This is a genomic window from Pseudomonas sp. BE134 (genome assembly GCF_031456105.1).
Classification (GTDB): Bacteria; Pseudomonadota; Gammaproteobacteria; order Pseudomonadales; family Pseudomonadaceae; genus Aquipseudomonas.
This window is the reverse complement of record NZ_JAVDUA010000002.1, coordinates 288,938-309,867: the sequence shown is the minus strand read 5'-3', so window position 1 is coordinate 309,867 and position 20,930 is coordinate 288,938. Positions and strand designations below refer to the sequence as shown.

The window sequence follows — 20,930 nt, the reverse complement described above, 5'->3', positions numbered from 1 at the left end:
TGTGTCGGGTGGCATTCGCCCTCATGAAAAACCAGAGCGAATACCAGCCGAATTTACGGCTGCAGGGTTCCCCTGCAACATAGAATCTCCCACAGGGAATTGCGCAACACCTGTGGGAGCGAGCCTGCTCGCGATGGGATCGACTCGATTTCAGGTCAGCCTATCAATCCAGCATCAACACCTTGGCCAGAATAATCTTCGGCCCTTTCATCTTCTTGATGATGATCCGCAGACCTTCGACTTCCAGTACTTCTTCCTCTTCCGGCACCCGCTTGAGACTTTCGTAGACCAGCCCGGCGAGGGTTTCGGCTTCGACGTGATCCAGGTCGATGCCCAGCAGGCGTTCGACCTTGAACAGCGGTGTATCACCGCGCACCAGCAGTTTGCCTGGCTGGTACGCGAGAATCCCGCGCTCGGCCTTGCGGTGTTCGTCCTGAATATCGCCGACCAGCACTTCCAGTACGTCTTCCATGGTCAGGTAGCCAATGATGTTGCCATCGGCCTCTTCCACCACGGCGAAGTGCGAACCACCCTTGCGGAACTGTTCCAGCAGCTGCGACAACGGCATGTGCCGCGATACGCGCTCCAGCGGACGGGTCAATTCAGCCAGGTTGAACGACTCGGGGATATGGTCCAGTGCCGCCAGTTCCAGCAGCAGGTCCTTGATGTGCAGCAGGCCGACGAACTCCTGGCGGTCACTGTCGTACACCGGGTAACGGCTGAACTTGTGGCGACGGAACATCGCCAGGATTTCTTTCAGCGGTGCGTTGAACTCCAGCGTCACCAGGTCTTCCCGGGAGTTGGCCCAGTCGACCACTTCCAGCTCGCCCATTTCCACGGCCGAGGCCAAAACACGCATGCCTTGGTCGCTCGGGTCCTGGCCACGGCTGGAGTGCAGGATCAGTTTCAGCTCTTCACGGCTGTAATGATGCTCGTGATGAGGGCCGGGCTCACCTTGGCCGGCGATCCGCAGGATGGTGTTGGCGCTGGCGTTCAGCAAGTAGATCGCCGGGTACATGGCCCAGTAGAACAAGTACAGCGGCACGGCGGTCCACAGCGACAGCAGTTCGGGTTTACGAATGGCCCAGGATTTCGGGGCCAGCTCGCCGACGACGATGTGCAGGTACGAAATGACAAAGAACGCGGCGAAGAACGACACACCTTTGATCACTTCGGCCGACTGCACGCCGACCGCTTCCAGGATCGGTTCGAGGATGTGCGCGAACGCCGGTTCACCGACCCAGCCAAGGCCGAGGGAGGCGAGGGTGATACCCAGCTGGCACGCCGAGAGGTAGGCATCGAGCTGACTGTGAACGGTGCGCAGGATATGCCCGCGCCAGCCGTTTTTGTCCGCGATGGCCTCAACCCGGGTCGAGCGCAGTTTGACCATGGCAAATTCGGCCGCAACGAAGAATCCGTTGAGCAAAACCAGGATCAGAGCAAAAAGAATCATGCCGAAATCGGCGAATATTGTTGCGAGGGTCAAGCCAGGGGAAGGGTCCATGATGGAGTTTTGCGGGTTCCGTGTATTCAAAAAGGGGATAAATGCGATGCCTGAAGGGCAGGCACAAGTCAGCCAATGTAGCGGCTGACTCGGCGATTGCCTAGTGGCCTGTGCCGGCCGGTATCAGTCAACGGTCTTGAGAACTTGCGATTTGGTCACTTGAGCGGGGGCAAAGTGGCAGGTAAAGGTGCTGCCATGGCCCGGCACACTGCTGATCTCCATCCGTGCGCGGTGGCGCAGCAACACATGTTTGACGATGGCCAGGCCCAGACCGGTGCCGCCGGTGTTGGAGTTGCGGCTGGAGTCGACGCGGTAGAAACGTTCGGTCAGGCGCGGCAGGTGTTTGGTATCGATGCCGATCCCGGAATCCTGCACGCTCAGGTGCGCACCTTGCTCATCGGCCCACCAGCGAATGCGGATATTGCCTTCGGCCGGGGTGTATTTCACCGCGTTGAACACCAGATTGGAAAACGCACTGCGCAGTTCCGCTTCGCTGCCCTTGAGCAGAACCGTCGGGTCGGCTTCAAGGGTGATGCGCTGGTTTTTCTGGCCGGACAGTTGCTGGGCGTCGCCTTTGATTGACTGCAACAAGTCTTCAATGGCCACCGGCTGGTTGTCCGACGGGTAATCAGTGGCTTCCAGTTTGGCCAGCAGCAGCAAGTCATTGAGCAACGTTTGCATGCGCCCGCCCTGTTGCTGCATTTGCTGCAAGGCACGGGTCCAGCGCGGATTCACTTCCTCGGCATTGTCGAGCAGGGTTTCCAGATAGCCGCAGATAACCGTCAGCGGCGTACGCAGTTCATGGGAGACGTTGGCGATGAAGTCTTTGCGCATCAGTTCCAACTGATGGATGCGCGTAACGTCGCGCACCAGCATCAAGTGTTCATTGTTGCCGTAGCGAGTGATGTACAGCTGAATGCGCACGCGATCATTGGTCGGCGAGGGGATTTCCAGCGGTTCGGCGTAGCTGCCCTGCTCGAAATATTCCTTGAAGCGCGGATCGCGCACCAGGTTGCTCACCGGCTGGCCGCTGTCTTGCGGGGTCTTGAGGCCGAGCAGGGTTTCGGCGGCGCGGTTCCACCATTCCAGGTTGCCGTCGCTGTCGAGCATGACCACCGCGTCTTTCAGCGCGGCGGTGGACTCCTGGATCCGGTCGATCACCGCTTGCAGACGCCCACGCACCCGTTGGTCGCGGCGTTGCAGGTGATAGATGCTGTCGAACACCTCGCCCCACAGGCCATAGCCATCGGGCGGTGCTTCGTCGGCTGAGTGCTGGCGCAGCCATTCGTGCAAGCGCAGCAGTTGCTTGAGCGTCCAGGCCAAATAGAGACCCAGTCCTGCGGCGAGGCTCCAGCCGTAGTAGCCGGTAATCAGGCCGATCACCAGGCAGCCGGTGACCAGCAACAGCATGTGGCGAATCAGGGTGCCATGCCAGTTTTGTTTCAAGGGGCGTCCTTAACGCAGCTTCAAGTTTCAAGCTGCAAGCTTCAAGTCAGAGCGGCTTGGCTGTTCCTTGCCGCTTTTAGCTTAAAGCTTGCCGCTGCTTCTATGCTTTTGTGGAAAACCGGTAACCCGTACCGCGCACGGTTTGTACCAGATTCTCGTAGGCATCGCCGAGGGCTTTGCGCAGACGCCGGATGTGCACGTCGACGGTGCGCTCTTCGACGTAAACATTGCCACCCCAGACCTGATCCAGCAACTGGCCACGGGTGTAGGCACGTTCCTGATGGGTCATGAAAAATTGCAGCAGGCGGTATTCGGTCGGGCCCATTTCCGCCGGTTTGCCGTCGATGGTCACGCGGTGGCTGACCGGGTCCAGCAGCAAGCCGCCGACTTCAATCGGCCCTTCGCCATCGGTTGGACCGGCACGGCGCAGTACGGCTTTGAGGCGAGCGACCAGCTCACGCGGGGAAAACGGTTTGGTGATGTAGTCATCAGCGCCGACTTCCAGGCCCTGGATCTTGTTGTCCTCTTCGCCCTTGGCGGTGAGCATGATGATCGGGATGTCCCCGGTCAGCTCATCGCGCTTGAGACGGCGGGCCAGTTCGATACCGGAGGTGCCGGGCAGCATCCAGTCGAGCAGGATCAAGTCCGGCTTGCGGTCAACGATGATGGCGTGGGCCTGCTGGGAGTTTTCGGCTTCCAGACAGTCATAGCCGGCCATTTCCAACGCAACGGCGATCATTTCGCGAATGGGCGCTTCGTCGTCGACGATCAGAATGCTCCTGCCAACCATGCCTTAGTCCTCTTGTCATTTAACTGTCTTGCGCCGCATTAGATAACGGAATTATTGCAGTCGTGTGACAGTATTTTAGCCGCGCGGCGATTGTCATGAACCTGGACTAAGCTCTAAGTCCGAATCCTGACAACCACAAAAGGAAGGTTTCCATGAAGCAAATCTCGCAATCCTTCAAGGCTTTGCTGCTGGTCGCTGCGTTTTCGTTGCCATCCATGGCCTTCGCGGCTGAACCTGCAATGATGAAAGACGGGGTGATGACCGACCATAAAGGCATGACCTTGTATACCTTCGACAAGGACACGGGGGGCAAGTCGGTGTGTACCGGTCAATGCGCGGAAAACTGGCCACCGCTGATGGCGGAGGCGGGAGCGAAACCTGAAGGCAAGTGGACCGTCATCAAACGTGACGATGGCACGATGCAGTGGGCCTACGATGGCAAGCCACTGTACTACTTCGTCAAGGACAAGGCCCCGGGAGAAAAAACGGGCGACAAGATGAAAGACGTCTGGCACGTCATCACAAACTCCGGGCCGAAGATGTAAGCCTGTAGCAGCTGCCGAAGGCTGCGTCCGGCGGCGCAGCCGTCGTAAAGTCTGCTCACGCGGTGTATCAGATGAACTGCGGACTCAGGGTTTACGACGGCTGCGCCGCCGGACGCAGGCTGCGCCAGCTGCTACATCAAAGTGTGTCCGTCAACGCAACGCATAATCCAGCACAATCCCGACGAAAATCGCCAAACCCGCCCAGTGATTGTGCAAAAACGCCTTGAAGCAGCGCATCCGGTCCTTGTCGCGGGTGTACCAGAATTCCCACGCAAAACAGCCCGCCGCCGCCAGCAAGCCGAGGTGGAACCAGCCGCCGAGTTCGAATTTCGACCCGGCCAGCAACAGGCAGCCCAGGGCCAACCCCTGCAAGGTCAGAATGATCACCCGGTCCGCATCGCCAAACAGGATCGCCGTGGATTTCACGCCGATCTTCAGGTCATCGTCACGGTCGGTCATCGCGTAATAGGTGTCATAACCCACGGTCCACAGCAGGTTGGCGATCCACAGCAACCACGCGGCGGCAGGCAATTCACCGGTTTCGGCGGTGAACGCCATCGGCATCCCCCACGAAAACGCAGCACCCAGCACCACTTGCGGGTAATAGGTGTAACGCTTCATGAACGGATAAGTGAACGCCAGGGCCAAACCGCCGAACGACAGCCACACCGTTGCCGCATTCGTGCACAGCACCAGCAAAAAGCTCATGCCCATCAGCAGGGCGAAGAACACCAGGGCTTCTTTGGAGCTGATCTTGCCGCTGACCAAGGGCCGCTGCTCGGTGCGTTTCACATGGCCGTCGACCTTGCGGTCCGCCCAGTCATTGATCACGCAGCCGCCGGCGCGGGTCAGCACCACGCCGAGGACGAAAATCACCACGTTGGCCAAGGACGGCGAGCCTTTCCCGGCAATCCACAGCGCCCACAACGTCGGCCACAGCAGCAGATAAATGCCGATGGGCTTGTCCATGCGCGTCAGTTGAACGAAATCCCAGGCCCGTGGGTTCAAGCGGTTCAAGGACTTGAGCAGGCTCTGGTACATCAGCAATTCTCCGGATGGGCGCGGGTGGCGCTCCACAAGGTCGGCAGGAAGATTTCGGCCACCAGTACGCTCAAGGCGCCACGGTCGAATCGCGAGCGGCGGCCCCACAGTTCAGATGCCCGGGACTCCATCGGCAGCCACGCCTGAGGATAGTGACAAACCTCAATCGCGCGGCGTTGGAAGGCGTGATCGCAAAACAGCAATTCCCCCAGCGAGCGGCTGCCCAATTCGTCCATGTGCAAACCGTCGCCCTGCAACGCACTGCGGGCCGCCACGCTGCGGGCAAACACCCACGCCTCACCATGACCACGCAGATAAACCTCGCGTACCCAGCCTTCGCTGTCTTCGGCCAGATCCAGCGCAACACATTCATCGGCACGCAGCGGTTGCCAGCCTTCAAACAGAGGCGTGACGCTGAAACGGTCATTCGACAAACGGATCAGCCGTCGGGTCAGGGAGCCTTCGTCGAACAGCCAGTCGAGGGTAGACGCGTCGGGGAGGGGCGTGAGTTGGCTTTGGGGGAGCCACAGCGGGGATATTGAGTGCGGCACAGTGAGTCATTATTGGCAGCAAATGAGGCGGTGAGCTTACCATGTCAGTCAGCGATTTTGATTGATCCGGGGCGCCGTTGCGCCGAACAGGCTTGCATCTATCGGGCCCGATCAGTACAAAACGCCCTGAGCCGGACGGCAGCGTTTCAACCATCGACCGTTCGCGCCGGCAATACGCCTGAATCCTGAGGAGGAACCCAATGAAAAAGTGGCAATGTGTGGTCTGTGGCCTGATCTATAACGAAGCCGACGGCTGGCCGGACGACGGCATTGCGCCGGGCACACTGTGGCAAGACGTACCGGAAGACTGGCTGTGCCCGGACTGCGGCGTGGGCAAGATGGATTTCGAAATGATCGAAATCGCTGCTTAAAAATAATTAGAGGAGTAAGGAATGAACGCACCTGTCGTGATCGTCGGCACCGGGCTGGCTGGCTATAACCTGGCCCGGGAGTTTCGCAAACTGGATAGCGAAACCCCGTTGTTATTGATTACCGCCGATGACGGACGTTCTTACTCCAAGCCGATGCTGTCCACCGGTTTCGGCAAAAACAAAGACGCCGACGGCCTGAGCATGGCCGAGCCCGGTGCAATGGCCGAGCAGTTGAAAGCCGAAGTGCGCACGCACACGCGCATCAGCGGTATCGATCCAGGTCACAAGCGTTTGTGGATTGGTGAGGAAGCGGTGTTTTACCGTGACCTGATCCTGGCTTGGGGCGCGGAAACCGTGCGAGTGCCGATCGAAGGCGACGCAGCGGATTGCGTGTTCCCGATCAACGATTTGGAAGATTACGCGCGCTTTCGGGCGGCTGCGGCCGGCAAGCGTCGGGTGCTGTTGCTCGGGGCCGGCTTGATTGGCTGCGAGTTCGCCAATGACCTGAGCCTTGGCGGCTACGAGGTGCAACTCGTTGCGCCGTGCGAACAGGTCATGCCGACCCTGTTGCACCCGGCAGCGGCGGCCGCCGTTCAGGACGGGCTGGAAAGCCTCGGTGCCCGGTTTCACCTCGGCCCGGTGCTCAATCGCTTGCAGCGCGTGACGGATGGCCTGGAAGCGCATCTGTCCGATGGTCAGGTGATCCCTTGCGACGTGGTGGTCTCGGCCATTGGCCTGCGCCCGCGTATCGATTTGGCGGCCGCAGCCGGTGTGCAGGTCAACCGTGGCGTGGTGGTCGACCGTCACCTGAAAACCTCCCATGACAATATCTACGCGCTGGGCGACTGCGCCGAGGTCGACGGGCTGAATCTGCTGTACGTCATGCCGCTGATGAGCTGCGCCAGAGCGCTGGCCCAGACGCTGGCTGGAAACCCTACGCCAGTGAACTACGGCCCGATGCCGATCACCGTAAAAACCCCGGTGTGTCCGTTGGTGGTATCACCGCCGCCACGGGGCAGAGAGGGCGTCTGGACGGTCGAAGGGCAGGGCGCCGACATCAAAGTGTTATGCCGCGATGCCAGCGGAAAACTGCTCGGTTATGCCCTGACTGGCACCGCCGTTATGGAAAAACTGGCCCTCAACAAAGAGCTTCCGGCACTGCTGGCGTAAATAGCGGTCGTTCTGTCGGAATCACCCCGCTTTTGTCCCTACAAAGCACGCGCCGATACTGGCGCGGCTCCTCCGTGCGTGCCATCCTCACTCCCGTCTGCCGCAGAGTAGAGCACTGCGGCACCTTGGGCGCTGCTCCGCAGAGAGCAGCACGGACATAACAACAAAAAACCGTCAAAGGGGCTTCACTAATATGCGTAAACCAGAACTCGCCGCAGCAATTGCTGAAAAAGCAGACCTCACCAAAGAACAGGCCAATCGCGTTCTCAACGCCGTTCTCGAAGAAATCACCGGCGCTCTGCATCGCAAGGACAGCGTCACGCTGGTGGGCTTCGGTACCTTCCTGCAACGCCACCGCGGTGCCCGCACAGGCAAAAACCCGCAAACCGGTGAGCCCGTCAAAATCAAGGCCAGCAACACGGTTGCCTTCAAGCCAGGCAAATCGTTGAAAGACAGCGTTAATCCGTAACACGCACCGACTCCCGCGTAGCGGGTGAGCGGGACAAAAAATGGGCACGCCAACGAGGTTGGGTGCCCATTTTTTATGGTCGCGAAGGTCATGCCGGTCGCCTGCGGATCGGGCAACTTATGAGCGTTGTAGGAGCCGGCTTGCTGGCGATAGCGGCTTATCAATCAACATTGAAGTTGCCTGACATACCGCCATCGCCAGCAAACTGGCGCCTACACGTCAATCGACGCGGTTTCTTTGCTTGGCAAAATCGCCACCAGCTCCGGCTCATCCTTAGGTAGCTAATGCCATGTGGGCAAACTCTTTCTTGCTTTGCTGTTCGGCGGGTTGAGTGTGACTTTGAACATGTCTTAGCTTTCTCTGAGAGGGGCTGCGATCAGTACACTAGTAAATGAAATGGAGGCAGCTCTATGCAGGTTAGTAGACCGACGAGTTAAGAAATCGGCGCGCCCAAGGGATCCCTACGCACAGCTATCATCAAGCGCAGGATTGAGACCCTGACTGACGAATATTTGTACGACTTAACTATGTTGACGAATGCACGTACAAGAGGCGAGCGGCAGAGAGCGGCCAGTAGCAGTCTTTAGCCCACGAACTCTGACGCGATTCGGGTCATGGAGATATTGTAAGATTGTCCACTTTCAGCTAACAGCTTAGGCGAGGTTTGCATGACCAACTCTCACGTTCATGACTTCGCACTTGAATACTGCTTTTCTCCTATTCCCCCGCAATACGCTCTGCTTCTCAAGGGGACATGGGGCTCAGGTAAAACATGGTTTGTAGAAAAGCTAATCAAAGCCGTTAGAGAAAAAAAAGGGCGCGAGCTCTACGTAAGCCTATATGGGCTTAACTCTTTCTCAGCAATCGAATATGAGTTCTACAGAAAGCTTCATCCAGTGCTGTCAAATAAAGGAATGGAGATTGCAGGAAAAATCCTCAAAGGCGCGCTGAAAGCAACTGTCAAAGTAGACTGGAATTTAGACGGAAAGGATGATGGCTCGGCCAGCGCATCCATCCCCGGCCTAAATCTACCAGAATATCTCAAGAACACATCTGGCCTCGTTTTGATTTTTGATGATGTTGAGCGCTGCTCGATAAAGCTGCCCGACTTACTTGGCTATATAAACCATTTTGTCGAACATCAAAACTACAAAGTAATTTTGGTTGCGAACGAGGATGAGCTCTTAAAAGACAAGGATTACAAAGCAATCAAGGAAAAACTAGTTGGTAAGACTTTCGAAATCACACCACAAGTTGATGATGCTTTAGATTTGTTCATCGCCGACGCAAATTTAGAACCGTTTTATGAATTTCATCGAAAACTAATAAAAGAGACGTACGCCAATTCTAATTACAAGAACCTGCGCCATCTACGACAGGCACTGCTCGATTTCGCACGTCTCGAGCGCAAGCTACCAGGGGAAGTGACACAATCAACTGAATTGATGGCGCATTTCTTACGCCTTTTCCTTATGTTTACAATTGAAATTCGACATGGAGAAATGATTGCCAGCGACATTAACAATTTAAAGAAACAATGGATTGAATATGCCGTGGCGGAAAAACGTAATAATCCAGAGCACAATCTTGAGAAGCCACTATCTACAAAACTAGTTGAAAAGTATAGGGATTTTGATACATACGACATTTTTATAGAACAAGAAGTTTGGATCGATATACTAGGCAATGGAATTATTGATGCGGAGGTGATTTCTGGTCAGTTGAAAAATTCTAAATATCTGGTATCCGAGAGCTCGCCAAACTGGGTACGGCTATGGAACTTCAGAGGCCACACTGATGATGAATTTAGTATGTTGGTTTCTGAGGTTTGGGATCAGTTTCAAAAAGTGCAATTTATTGCTCCCCAAGAGATAAAACATGTTCTGGGGATGATGCTATTTTTCTCTGATAGCGGCCTTCTAAACAAGAGTATTGATAGCGTTACTGTCACAGCCAAAAACTGCGTTGACACTCTCAGAAAAGGCGGACATTTTAACCAGCAACCTTTAACTGGCTTTCGTGATGACGAGTCGGCAATGGGGATGGGGTATTTGCTTTATGAGCGAGAGGAGTTTCGCGACTTTTGCAAGTACCTAAAGCGGCAGCAGCAGGAAGCTTATATTGATACTTTTCCTACCATAGGGTCTGAGTTGCTATCGCTTTTGAAAACTGCGCCATCCGACTTTTCTCACAAGCTCCATCGCTCAAACTACGGGGTTGGCACCTATCATGATGTTCCAATTTTATTAAGTATCGCCCCTTCCGACTTCGCCGAAGCTTTGTCAGAGCTCAAGGCGGATGATCTTGATAGTGCCTGCCAATTTTTTAGAGAGCGTTACAAAAATAAAAACACAACCGAAATTATCAAAGAGCGAGAATGGATTGTGGCTGTCAGGACTCTCTTAGAGAGGGAAATTAGCGCTCGCTCAGGAAAGTTGTCCGGTCACTGTTTAAAGGAGATTATAGCTCGGTCAATAAATATAGCGCTTGAGGACTTGCCATCTGAAACCAGCTCTAAGTTATAGGGTAAGAACACGAGATTTTCGACATGAGTCAATCCTCGCTCTACAAATTTCTTTTCTAGCCGATAGCGACCCTTTGCGACTGTCTGTCGCCACCGGTAGCTATCGGCCGGTCGTGACCGTCTGCTGTTGGCCGTTCTCTGCCGGTCATGGGCATGCGGCTTCTTCAGAATATTGCCTTGCGGTTACGAGGAAGTTCCATTGGGTCTAAACGGCTTGCGGCTAGTCACATAAAATCGAATTTCCAAATATTCAAAAAAGGGACACCAAGTCCCCTTTTATATTCGCGGTTTCGCTACCCCTTCGCCCTATGCTCCGCCGGATTCGGCGAGTCAATGTGGTCCAGCGCTCGCTCCACCAACAACCGAACCCCATCCGCCAATCTGCTTAGCGCCAAGGCTAAGGAGCGCCGTGCACCGTCCACGTCGTCGGCCAGGTTGGCGGCGATAGCGCTGATTGACAGCAGGTCCTCCGAAGCGTTGGCCAGGAGGGCTTCGGTGTCGATGTCGGCGGAGACGGTGAAGAGGTTGCCTTTGCGAGGCTTGGGCTTCTCGGATGGCGGGGCGAAATGGTGGTTGAGGGCGCGTTCTGCGGCTTCGTGAAATTTCTTCGAATCGAATGATTCGTAGGGGGATGTGTCTTCGTGTTCTGGGGGATTCGGTGTTGGCTTGATCATTAGATATCTTCCGGTAATTGGAGCTGACACCGTTTCGCTCGCACTTCGAAAGAGGTGGCAACTGTGCATAGGTGTGCAAGACCGGTCCGGAACTCCGGCAGACCCGAAGGTCTCCCATACACAGCTGCCATAACGATTCGCGAGCATAAGAAAATGCTCGGCCAATAGCCATAACGAATGAGTTCCAGATCGGACTTGTACGTCCGTGTCACCGATTTTGCGGCGACCCACAGAGACTATCGGTCGAGCGCAAAGCTGCCTAGTTCACGAACAACCCCACGTGTTGAAGGAAACTTCCGATAGCATCGAGCGTATAAAGATCAAATCTTCCACGCTTTTAAACAAAGACGTTTCGTCAATGACTTGGTAGTCATCAGCGTCAAAAAGCGCGTCATCTTCTTCTAACGTAACGCGATGCTGTCGTTATCGTCCGAAGTCGCTACACTGCGCTGGCCGTTCATTTTTCTCTTGAGGCTGTGCGCATGAAATTTCGTTTTCTTCTGTGGATGCTGGGTTTGTTGATGGGTAAGGCCAGCCGGACTAATCCTGCGTTTCAGCAGCAGTTGGGTGACAAGGAATTGGTGTTTCAGTTGCAGACCCTGGACGGGAAGGTGTCGCGGCATTTCTTTGTGAAGGACCAGCGGATTACCAGCAAGTCGGGCGTGTATGCCGAGCCGGCGTTTGCGATTGCGTTTAAAGATGCGGCGTATGGCTTTGCCACGATGCAGGCGAAGAACAAGCAGTTGGCGTTTATGACGGGGATTCAGGACAAGTCGATTCAGATCAAGGGGAATCCGGCGTTGGTGATCTGGTTTCAGGGGCTGACCAAGTATTTGAAGCCTAGGAAGGCAAAGGCTACCGCCAAGGTTTGACTGGGCGGGTGGACCGAGTTGGATTCATCGCGAGCAGGCTCGCTCCCACAGGGATTTAGGTGATCACTGTGGGAGCGTGGCGTGCCCGCGATTGCTTTTAGGCTTGGCTGAACTGCGAAGCGAGTTCACGCAGCAGCACTTCAGCTTCAAGCACTTTTGTGACCACGTCGTTGGCCTTTTCGCGGCTCAGGCCGACGCGTTCGAGCAGGGCATCCGGGATGTCTTCATCCGGACCAGAGCCGATGCCGCGAGCGCGTAGCAGGCGCACAGTCAGGCAGACGAGGTTCGGGTACTCGGCAAACTCACCGTCGTAATGCGGGTCGTGTTGAAAGCGTAGGGCGACAGCCAGTTCTTCGGGCATGTCCCAGTGGCGCATCAGCCACGCGCCGATCTGTTCGCGGCTGATGCCGAGCAGGTGTTGCTCCACGTAGCTGTGGCACAGGTGCTGGTTGACTTCCAGGTGGCGGCAGATCAGCGAGAAGTGCGGCGGGAAGACATGGGCCAGCAGCAAGTAGCCGAAGTTGTGCAGCAGGCCGGCGAGGTAGGTCAGGCCGGCTTCCGGGCGCTGGGCGCGCGGCATGGCGCGGGTCAGGCCTTCGATGACGGCAGCGGTGTAGATCGACTGCTGCCAGTACGGCGTGGCGTGTTGCGGGTGGTCTTTGGGCAGGCTCAGGGTTTTTCCCAGGGCCAGGCCCAGCGCCAGGTTGATCACCAGGTCGAAACCCAGCACCCGCACAATCGCGTCTTCTACCGAACGAATCTTGCCCGGCGAGGCGTAGTACGGTGACCCGGCCCAGCTGACGACTTGGGCGGCCAGCGCCGGGTCGGTTTCGACCACGCCGGTGATATCGTCGATGGTGGCATCGGGGTCGACGCGCAGTTTGATGATTTTCTGCGCGGTCTCGGCCAGCGGCGGAATCTCGATGGTCTCTTCCAGGCGTTGCTGGATGCGCCGCGCGGTGAAGGCCTGGACGGCCTGGGTGATTTCCTTGCGGTCATCGTTGGGGCGGTCGAGGTTCGGGCGGATACTGGTCAGGTTCTCGCCGAAATTGGCGGCGCTGGCCTTGGTCAGCATGGTTTTGAAGTCTTCGCTGGTGATTTCCAGCAGCAGCCCCGGCTCGCCCGAGTTGATCAGCAACTTCGGTTCGCGCAGCAGGCTTTCTTCGTAGAGGCACGGCGACGTGGTCAGCGCCGGCAGGCCGGGCAGCAGGCTCAGGCTGTGTTTGCCGAGCATTTTTACCAGGCGTTCAGTCGGCACGGCGGTGAGGTGGCGGCCGGTCAGTTCGGCGAGGCGATTGAGGTCCAGCAATTGGCTTTGCGGGAACAACACCATCAAGGCACCGACCGCGTCTTCCACCAGAACGGCCTGCACTTTGCGCGAGGCCTTCAGGCCGTGGCGGTCCAGTACTTCTTCGTAGGCAATGCCCAGTTTGCCCAGCAGCAGCCGAATTACAGACGGAGCGTGCAGGGTTGTTTCCGGGGCGAGGGCAGCTTCAGTCATCGTCTGTATCCGTATTGAAACAGTTTGCGGGAGTATAACCAGCTTGTTTAACGGTATGGTCCACTACTTATGTCGATGCTCACACTTGTCCGTATTGCTGCCCATGGCGCAGCCAGCGGTCGAGCAATGGGCTGACATGGTCCGGCCAGCGCTCCAGCAACGCTTGGGCGGCGTCGCGTACGGCGGGCAATAAATCGGCGTCACGCATCAGGTCGGCGACCTTGAATTGCAGCAGGCCGGTCTGGCGAGTACCGAGCAATTCACCGGGGCCGCGCAGTTCGAGGTCTTTTTCGGCGATGACAAAACCGTCATTGGTTTCACGCATGATTCCGAGGCGCTGACGACCGATTTGCGACAGCGGCGGATGGTAGAGCAGCACGCAATGGCTGGCTGCGCTGCCGCGACCGACACGGCCGCGTAACTGGTGCAATTGCGCGAGGCCGAGGCGTTCGGGGTTTTCGATGATCATCAGGCTGGCGTTCGGCACGTCGACACCGACTTCGATCACGGTGGTGGCGACCAGCAGTTGCAGGTTGCCGGCTTTGAACTCGGCCATCACGGCGGCTTTTTCCACCGGCTTCATGCGCCCGTGAATCAACCCGACCTTCAACTCGCCGAGGGCGGCGGTGAGGTCTTCATAGGTGGTCTCGGCGGCCTGGCAGGTCAGCTCTTCCGACTCTTCAATCAGCGTGCACACCCAATAGGCCTGACGCCCTTCGGCGCAGGCACCGCGCACCCGTTCAATGACTTCCACGCGCCGCGTATCGGTGATCAACACGGTGTTGACCGGCGTGCGACCGGGCGGCAGTTCATCGAGGATCGAGGTGTCGAGGTCGGCGTAGGCGCTCATGGCCAGCGTGCGCGGAATCGGTGTGGCGGTCATGATCAGCTGGTGCGGACACATCCGTCCGCCGACGCCTTTCTGGCGTAACGCCAGGCGCTGCTGCACGCCGAAGCGGTGTTGTTCGTCGATGATCACCAGCGCCAGGTTCTTGAACTGCACTTCGTCCTGGAACAGTGCGTGTGTGCCGACCACCATCGGCGTGCCGCTGGCAATCTGTTCCAGTGCGGCCACGCGGTTCTTGCCCTTGAGCTTGCCGGCCAGCCACGCGACTTCGATGCCCAGTGGTTCGAGCCAGCGTTTGAAGGTGATGAAGTGCTGCTCGGCGAGGATCTCGGTGGGCGCCATCAACGCGACCTGGTAACCGGCTTCCAGTGCCTGAAGTGCGGCGAGGGCGGCGACCACGGTTTTGCCCGCACCGACGTCGCCCTGAATCAGGCGCAGCATCGGCTCGTGCTGGCTCAGGTCGTAGGCGATTTCGTTGCCGACCCGTTGTTGTGCGCCGGTCGGTGCGAAGCCCAGATTGGCCAGGTACCTGGACGGCAACCGGGTGGCTTTCGGCATCGCCGGTGCGCGCAGGGAACGCATGCTCTCGCGCAGGCGCTGCTGGGACAGTTGGTGGGTCAGCAGTTCTTCGAAGGCCAGACGGTGCTGCGCCCAGTGATGACCGAGGGCGAGTTCGTCGACGTCGGCATCGGCGGGCGGGTGATGCAAGTAGCGGATGGCATCGGCCAGCGGCGCGAGTTGGTAGTCGCGCGCCAGTTCGGTCGGCAGCCAGTCGGGCAGGCTGGTGGGGCTGAGCATCGTCAGGGTTTGCATGCATAGTTGGCGCAAACGCTGTTGGGTCAGGCCTTCGGTGAGCGGGTACACCGGGGTCAGGGTTTCATCCACCGGCGGTGGTTCGTCGCCGGTGATGGCGCGGTATTCCGGGTGATAGATTTCCAGCCCGGAGGCACCGGGCCGCGCTTCGCCGTAGCAGCGAATCCGCGTGCCGCGTTTGAGGCCTTCTTTCTGCGCGTTGCTGAAATGGTAGAAGCGCAGGCTGAGCCCGCCGGTGCCGTCTTGCAGGCGCACGACGAGGCTGCGGCGACGGCCCATAACCACGTCGGCGCCGCTGACGGTGCCTTCGATCACGGCGTCTTGCCCCGGTCGCAAATGGCCAATCGGGACCACACGGGTGCGGTCCTGATAGCGCAGCGGCAGGTGGAACAGCACGTCCTGAAGGTTCTCCAGACCGACCTTGGCCAGCTTCTCGGCCATGGCCTCGCCGACACCCTTGAGTGCCGTCACCGACACTTGCGACAACTCGCTCATGACAGCGACTTAAGCCGCAACAACCGGCGCGGACGGCTTGGCCACCGAGCACAGGCGAATGGAGTCAGCGAGGATCTCGATGGCTTTGGGGCGCGGGAAGCTGGCGCGCCAGGCGATGGCCACGGTGCGGAACGGCACCGGTGGTGTCAGTGGGCGCACTTCGATGATGCCGGGGGCGTAGTGATGGCTGTCGACGGCCGACAGCGGCAGGATCGAGATGCCGAGGCCCGAGGCGACCATGTGGCGGATGGTTTCCAGGGAGCTGGACTCCACCGTGGTGTGCTTGGCGCCGTCGGTGCCTTTGGCCAGGGTCGGGCAGGCTTCCAGCACTTGATCGCGGAAGCAGTGGCCTTCGCCGAGCAACAGCAAGCTCTTGTCGTTGAGCAGGCTGGCGTCGATGGAGTCTTTTTGCGTCCACGGGTGCTGGGCCGGCATCAGGACGTAGAACGGCTCGTCATAGAGCTGCAGGGTCAGGACGTCGGCTTCGTTGAACGGCAGGGCGATGATGATTGCGTCGAGCTCGCCGTTGCGCAGTTTGTCGCGCAGCACGTGGGTGAAGTTTTCTTCGATGTACAACGGCATCTGCGGGGCGACCCGGTGCAGTTGTGGAATCAGGTGCGGAAACAGGTACGGACCGACGGTGTAGATCGCGCCGACTTTCAGCGGGGCGGTCAGCTGGTTCTTGCCAGCCTGGGCGAGTTCGCGGATGCCTTGGGCTTGCTCCAGGACTTTCTGCGCCTGGGCCACGATGCCTTCACCGACCGGGGTCAGGCGCACGGCACTTTTGCTGCGCTCGAAAATCAGCACACCGAGTTCGTCTTCAAGCTTTTTCACGCCTACCGACAGGGTCGGTTGACTGACGTGGCAACGCTCGGCCGCGTGGCCGAAATGCTGCTCTTGGGCGAGGGTAACGATGTAGCGTAATTCTGTCAGAGTCATAGCAAGCGTCCATGTAGTTGCGCGCCAAGCATAACGGCTGCAATCGATAGACGCACGTTATCAGAGTGAGTGTGCTGAGTGACACCGGGTAATGCGTGTTTGACGTTGCCAGATACACGAAAGGCACCTTTCGGTGCCTTTATGGCTGCTGTATGACCCTGTGGGAGCGAGCCTGCTCGCGAAGGCGGTGTAACAGTCAACGAAGATGTTGAATGTAATGGCCTCTTCGCGAGCAGGCTCGCTCCCACTTGGGTTTGTCGGTGACTTAACGCCGGCGTTTTTCCAGTGAGTAAACAAACGGTGCAACGATTTCGATGGCGCCGTTGGTCAGCATGTCGGCCGGTGGCTTGGGCAGTGGCTGGGCGCGGCGGATCATTTCCAGGGTGGCCCGGTCCAGATCGGCAGTACCAGAGGCGCCCACCAGCTCGAACGACAACACGTTACCTTCGGCATCCACTACGAAGCGCAGGCGGTTCATGCCTTCCTTGCCCCGCGCCTGCGCACTGGCCGGGTACTTCTTGTACTTGGCCAGGTGAGCGAGCAGAGTGCCTTGCCAGCTGGCCTTGGCGGCTTGCTGCGCGGCGGATGGACCCGGTGCCGGTTGTGCGGATTTCTCCGTCGGCGCATTGGTCGGTGGCGCCTCGCTCGGTTTCTCCTCGGACGGCTTCTCCTTCGGCGGCTCCGGCTTTTTCTCCACAGGCTTGGGCGGTTGCGGCTTGGGCTTGGGTTTGACCGGCTTGGGCACGGCAATCTCGGCCTTGGGCGCTTCAGCCAGTTTCGGGATCGGCAGCTCTTCCACCGGGGCCGGAGGCTGCGGCGGCGTAATGACCTTTGGCGGAGCGGGCGGTGGCGGTGCCGGAACCGGCGCCAACTCGACCATCATGGCCTGCGGCGGCAATTCGATCGGCGGGTGCGAGGACCAGTTCAGTGCCAGCGCGATGGCCAGTGCGTGAACGCCCAGCACCACGGCCAGGCTCCCGCTGTAACGCGTCAGCTTATGGCGCGTCGTGATCATTTCTTGACTGCCGACTCGAGCCCGACCAGACCCACCTTCAGGTAACCGGCAGAACGCAGGTTATCCATCACGCTCATCAGGTCGCCGTAATCCACGCCTTTGTCGGCCTGGAAGAAGATCGTCGTGTCTTTCTTGCCCTGAGTCTTGACATCGAGTGTGGCGCCGAGTGCTTCGGCTTTCACTTCGTCTTCGCCGAGGAACAGGCGCTGGTCAGCCTTGACGCTGAGGAACACCGGCTTTTCAGGGCGTGGTGCCGGCTTGGCGGTGGAGGCGGGCAGGTCGACCTTGATGTCCACGGTGGCCAGCGGGGCGGCCACCATGAAGATAATCAACAGCACCAACATCACGTCGATAAACGGCGTGACGTTGATTTCGTGGTTCTCGGCCAGATCGTCGTCTGCGCCTTCTTTCAAATGCAAGCCCATGGCGGATTACCCTACTTTGACCATGTGCGGTTGCGTGGAGCGCTCAGCGGTCGGCAGGTGATCGAGGTCACGGCTGACCAGCAGCAGGACTTCAGCCGAGGCGTCGGAGACTTGTGCCTTATAACCTGCGATTGAGCGGGCGAAGACGTTGTAGATCACCACGGCAGGGATCGCTGCAACCAGACCCAGCGCCGTCGCCAGCAGGGCTTCGGCGATGCCGGGAGCCACGACAGCGAGGTTGGTGGTCTGGGTTTTGGCGATGCCGATGAAGCTGTTCATGATGCCCCACACGGTACCGAACAGACCCACGAACGGCGCGGTGGAACCGATGGTGGCGAGAACGCCGGTGCCGCTGCTCATGTTGCGACCGCAGGCCGCCACCAGGCGCTCAAGGCGGAACGCAACACGTTCCTTGATGCCTTCTTTCTCGCGGCTGTTGACCGACAGGCGCATTTCTTCCAGGGCGTCGTGGACCAGCAGGTTGGCGAGGGTGCCTTCCTTGGTTGCCGAAGCGCTGGCTTCTTTAAGTGTGGTGGCTTTTTTCAGGTGGACGATTTCGCTGCGCAGACGACGCTTGGCGCCCATCAGCTCAAGACCCTTGGCGATCCAGATGGTCCACGTGATGATCGAGGCGATGGCCAGACCGATCATCACGATTTTTACGATGATGTCGGCATTCTGATACATGCCCCATGGCGACAGGTCGTGGGCCATGCCCAAGGTGTTGTCGGCTTCGAGCACCTCAGGAACGTCTTCAGCAGCAACAGCTTGAGCCGGATCAGTGGCGGCAGGAGTGGCGACTGGGGCGACAACGGCAGGATCGGCTGGCGCTGGAGCCACGGCGGTGGCTGGTGTGGCGGGCGCTTGTGCGTCAGCGAAAGCGGCGGTCGGTGCCAGCATCAGACTGAGCAACAGAGCAGCCACTGCATGCCAGGCGCGAGGGCGTTTGGTTGGCGAAGCGGAGAATTGATTGCGTGTCATGCTGGCCGGACCTGAGAGAAAAAGACGGTTAATGTTCTTCCAGACCTCGTGAGGCCGAGAACAAAAGTGGCGTGCATTATTGCAAGTAATTCTTGTTAACAAAAGTAATAGAGTCTCTTTTTTTCTTGCATTGCTAGCCGCTCGTCCATTGCTGGCGCTAGTCTGTCTCTTTCCGATGGGAGTTTTCTGATGTCCACGCCCTCAGTTTTGATCGCCGGTTGCGGTGATATCGGCAGTCGTCTGGCCACGCAATTGGTGGCTTTGGGGTGGGAGGTTCATGGCCTGAGACGTGACGTCTCACGCTTGCCCGAGGGCGTCATTGGCGTTGCCGGCGATTTGTTCAACGAGGACTGTCCAGAGACCTGGCCAGTCGGCGCGGTGGATTACCTGGTGTATTGCGCGGCGGCCACCGACCACGATGAAGCCGGATATCGCGCCGCTTATGTGCAGGGGTTGAAGCATGTGCTGGAGTGGCTGGACGATTACGGGCAGGTGCCGGATCGACTGCTGTTTGTTTCCAGCAGCAGTGTGTATGGCCAGCAGGATGGCGAGTGGGTCGACGAATCCTCGCCCACCGTTCCCGCAGGTTATTCAGGTCGGTTGATGCTGGAGGCCGAGCAGGTCGCACTCGAAAGCGGCATCCCGGCGAGCATCGTGCGCTTGACCGGCATTTACGGTCCGGGTCGCGAGTGGTTGCTGACGCAGGTGCGGCGAGGGTATCGCGTGGCCGTAGATCCGCCTTTGTACGGCAATCGCATTCACGCCGACGACGCGGCGGGATTGATGGCGTATTTGCTTGAGGCGGATCGTCGGGGTGAGACGCTGGATGACATCTACATTGGCGTCGACGACGCCCCCGCACCGTTGGCGGAAGTGGTGGGCTGGTTGCGTGAGTATCTGGGTGTGACGGAGTGGGATGACGATGCGACCGTGCGGCGTACGGGCAGCAAGCGTTGCAGCAATGCCCGGGCAAAGGCCTTGGGCTGGACGCCGAAGTACCCAAGCTATCGCGAAGGCTATGCCGCGATCCTTGAAGGCCGCGACTAACCTCCAGCCCCCCAAAAAAACAACTGTGGGAGCGGCGCTACGACGATTCGACTTGCCCGCGATGGCGTCAGTTCAGTCAACATCTATGGTGACTGGTACATTGCTATCGCGGGCAAGCCCGCTCCCACACTGATCATCGTTGTAGCTGAGGTCGGGTTACTGCTTTTCGAGCAACCACTTGCGATCACCCGGCATGTAGGTCGGCTGTTCATCCTGCTGGGCTGTGTTGACTGCCTGGAAAATTTCCAGCTCTTTGCCTTTGCGGGCAAAAATCCATGGGCTACCTTGGCCGTTCAGTTGTAACCACAGGCTGTCGTTGCCACCGCTCATGGAGGCGCAGTCGCCCGCCAGGCACAGGGCATAGCGGTCAGCGCCGGGCAGGCCAATCACTTGGCCGTCAGCTTGAAACTGGACCGTGCCGCCTTCGCCATTGCCGTTGAGAACTTTCCAGCTGCCGCCCATGTAGGCCGTGTACAGCGCACGTTCGAAGCTCGCGCCAATCGGTGCGCCCTCCGGTACCTGGACCTGCGCGCGGTCGAAAACCTGCTCCGACTCGTTCTCGGTTTCGGACTGGCTCAGTTGCTTGCCGTCACGTTTCAGTTCGCTGCCGGAGCTGCCGTAAAAATCAATTTTCCATGCGCCGGATTTTTCGCCCAGCAGCTTGCCGTCGACGTTTTCAAAACCATTGGTGTAGCGGGCCTGACCGGCTTTGGTGTTGATGTCCCATTCCAGGTTCGGACCATAGGCCTGGAGCGCTTCGCGCAGGGGACCGCCTTTGGCAGCGGCATCGATTGCCACCTGATTGATCCAGGTGCCGCTGATATCACGGTCGGCAGGGTTACTGGCACAACCGCCCAAGAACAGGGCGACCAGCGAGAGAGCTAGCGCATGGCGCATGGTGGAATCCTTT

General features: G+C 58.4%; 20 protein-coding genes. 7 read left to right on the top strand and 13 right to left on the bottom strand.

Annotated elements, in window-relative coordinates:
* Positions 1–163: 163 nt before the first annotated feature.
* The 3 genes from J2Y56_RS03510 to phoB all read right to left on the bottom strand — a co-directional run bounded on the left by J2Y56_RS03510 (position 164) and on the right by phoB (position 3,740).
* Positions 164–1,504 (bottom strand): hemolysin family protein, encoded by a 1,341-nt coding sequence (locus J2Y56_RS03510; protein ID WP_007942690.1) that lies wholly within the window; start codon positions 1,502–1,504, stop codon positions 164–166.
* Positions 1,505–1,627: 123 nt separating this feature from the next.
* Positions 1,628–2,914, bottom strand: coding sequence for a phosphate regulon sensor histidine kinase PhoR (gene phoR, locus J2Y56_RS03505; RefSeq protein ID WP_310348657.1), 1,287 nt, complete (start codon positions 2,912–2,914; stop codon positions 1,628–1,630).
* 136 nt (positions 2,915–3,050) lie between these two features.
* Complete coding sequence (gene phoB / locus J2Y56_RS03500) at positions 3,051–3,740, bottom strand: phosphate regulon transcriptional regulator PhoB (protein WP_150779634.1); 690 nt, start codon at positions 3,738–3,740, stop codon at positions 3,051–3,053.
* 152 nt (positions 3,741–3,892) lie between these two features.
* Here phoB and J2Y56_RS03495 point away from each other — a divergent pair, with 152 nt between their 5' ends.
* Entirely contained in the window at positions 3,893–4,285 is a 393-nt protein-coding gene (locus tag J2Y56_RS03495) for a hypothetical protein (protein ID WP_150779635.1), read from the top strand.
* A 150-nt stretch (positions 4,286–4,435) separates the two neighbouring features.
* Here the strand turns inward: J2Y56_RS03495 and ubiA are convergent, their stop codons facing one another.
* Both ubiA and J2Y56_RS03485 read right to left on the bottom strand, forming a co-directional pair.
* Positions 4,436–5,326, bottom strand: a complete 891-nt coding sequence (gene ubiA, locus J2Y56_RS03490; RefSeq protein ID WP_310348647.1) for a 4-hydroxybenzoate octaprenyltransferase — start codon at positions 5,324–5,326, stop codon at positions 4,436–4,438.
* Positions 5,326–5,877: a chorismate lyase gene (locus tag J2Y56_RS03485; RefSeq protein WP_007942684.1), complete on the bottom strand. Its 552-nt coding sequence runs from the start codon at positions 5,875–5,877 to the stop codon at positions 5,326–5,328. The genes ubiA and J2Y56_RS03485 overlap by 1 nt, the downstream gene beginning before the upstream one ends.
* A 200-nt stretch (positions 5,878–6,077) precedes the next feature.
* On the opposite strand from J2Y56_RS03485, the gene J2Y56_RS03480 reads away from it, so the two are divergent.
* From J2Y56_RS03480 to J2Y56_RS03465, 4 genes are all read left to right on the top strand, one after another.
* Positions 6,078–6,248 carry a rubredoxin gene (locus J2Y56_RS03480; protein WP_007942683.1) on the top strand — a complete coding sequence of 57 codons (171 nt, stop codon included), beginning with the start codon at positions 6,078–6,080 and terminating at the stop codon, positions 6,246–6,248.
* 21 nt (positions 6,249–6,269) lie between these two features.
* Entirely contained in the window at positions 6,270–7,418 is a 1,149-nt protein-coding gene (locus tag J2Y56_RS03475; protein ID WP_310348645.1) for an FAD-dependent oxidoreductase, read from the top strand.
* 193 nt (positions 7,419–7,611) lie between these two features.
* Positions 7,612–7,887 (top strand): HU family DNA-binding protein, encoded by a 276-nt coding sequence (locus J2Y56_RS03470; protein WP_003213368.1) that lies wholly within the window; start codon positions 7,612–7,614, stop codon positions 7,885–7,887.
* A gap of 668 nt (positions 7,888–8,555) precedes the next feature.
* The gene (locus tag J2Y56_RS03465) at positions 8,556–10,412 is read left to right on the top strand and encodes a P-loop NTPase fold protein (RefSeq protein ID WP_310348643.1); all 1,857 of its coding nucleotides are present in this window, start codon (positions 8,556–8,558) and stop codon (positions 10,410–10,412) included.
* A gap of 292 nt (positions 10,413–10,704) precedes the next feature.
* On the opposite strand, the gene J2Y56_RS03460 is transcribed toward J2Y56_RS03465, so the two are convergent.
* Positions 10,705–11,085 (bottom strand): DUF6124 family protein, encoded by a 381-nt coding sequence (locus tag J2Y56_RS03460; RefSeq protein WP_150780197.1) that lies wholly within the window; start codon positions 11,083–11,085, stop codon positions 10,705–10,707.
* 482 nt (positions 11,086–11,567) lie between these two features.
* Here J2Y56_RS03460 and J2Y56_RS03455 point away from each other — a divergent pair, with 482 nt between their 5' ends.
* On the top strand, positions 11,568–11,957 hold the full coding sequence (locus J2Y56_RS03455; RefSeq protein WP_007943108.1) for a hypothetical protein: 390 nt from the start codon (positions 11,568–11,570) through the stop codon (positions 11,955–11,957).
* Between the two features lie 97 nt (positions 11,958–12,054).
* On the opposite strand, the gene J2Y56_RS03450 is transcribed toward J2Y56_RS03455, so the two are convergent.
* The 6 genes from J2Y56_RS03450 to exbB form a co-directional block, all read right to left on the bottom strand.
* Positions 12,055–13,458, bottom strand: coding sequence for an HDOD domain-containing protein (locus tag J2Y56_RS03450; RefSeq protein ID WP_310348639.1), 1,404 nt, complete (start codon positions 13,456–13,458; stop codon positions 12,055–12,057).
* A gap of 79 nt (positions 13,459–13,537) precedes the next feature.
* Positions 13,538–15,613, bottom strand: a complete 2,076-nt coding sequence (gene recG / locus J2Y56_RS03445) for an ATP-dependent DNA helicase RecG (protein ID WP_310348637.1) — start codon at positions 15,611–15,613, stop codon at positions 13,538–13,540.
* Positions 15,614–15,622: 9 nt separating this feature from the next.
* Positions 15,623–16,552 (bottom strand): hydrogen peroxide-inducible genes activator, encoded by a 930-nt coding sequence (locus J2Y56_RS03440; protein ID WP_007943111.1) that lies wholly within the window; start codon positions 16,550–16,552, stop codon positions 15,623–15,625.
* Positions 16,553–16,817: 265 nt separating this feature from the next.
* Entirely contained in the window at positions 16,818–17,567 is a 750-nt protein-coding gene (locus J2Y56_RS03435) for an energy transducer TonB (RefSeq protein ID WP_007943112.1), read from the bottom strand.
* A complete protein-coding gene (exbD, locus tag J2Y56_RS03430; RefSeq protein WP_007943113.1) occupies positions 17,564–17,992 on the bottom strand; it encodes a TonB system transport protein ExbD in 429 nt (142 codons plus the stop codon). The genes J2Y56_RS03435 and exbD overlap by 4 nt, the downstream gene beginning before the upstream one ends.
* Before the next feature lie 6 nt (positions 17,993–17,998).
* Complete coding sequence (gene exbB / locus J2Y56_RS03425; protein ID WP_007943114.1) at positions 17,999–18,973, bottom strand: tonB-system energizer ExbB; 975 nt, start codon at positions 18,971–18,973, stop codon at positions 17,999–18,001.
* Positions 18,974–19,162: 189 nt separating this feature from the next.
* Here exbB and J2Y56_RS03420 point away from each other — a divergent pair, with 189 nt between their 5' ends.
* Complete coding sequence (locus J2Y56_RS03420; protein WP_310348636.1) at positions 19,163–20,020, top strand: SDR family oxidoreductase; 858 nt, start codon at positions 19,163–19,165, stop codon at positions 20,018–20,020.
* Positions 20,021–20,176: 156 nt separating this feature from the next.
* Here J2Y56_RS03420 and J2Y56_RS03415 read toward each other — a convergent pair whose 3' ends face one another.
* Positions 20,177–20,917: a hypothetical protein gene (locus J2Y56_RS03415; RefSeq protein WP_007943116.1), complete on the bottom strand. Its 741-nt coding sequence runs from the start codon at positions 20,915–20,917 to the stop codon at positions 20,177–20,179.
* Between the last annotated feature and the right edge of the window lie 13 nt (positions 20,918–20,930).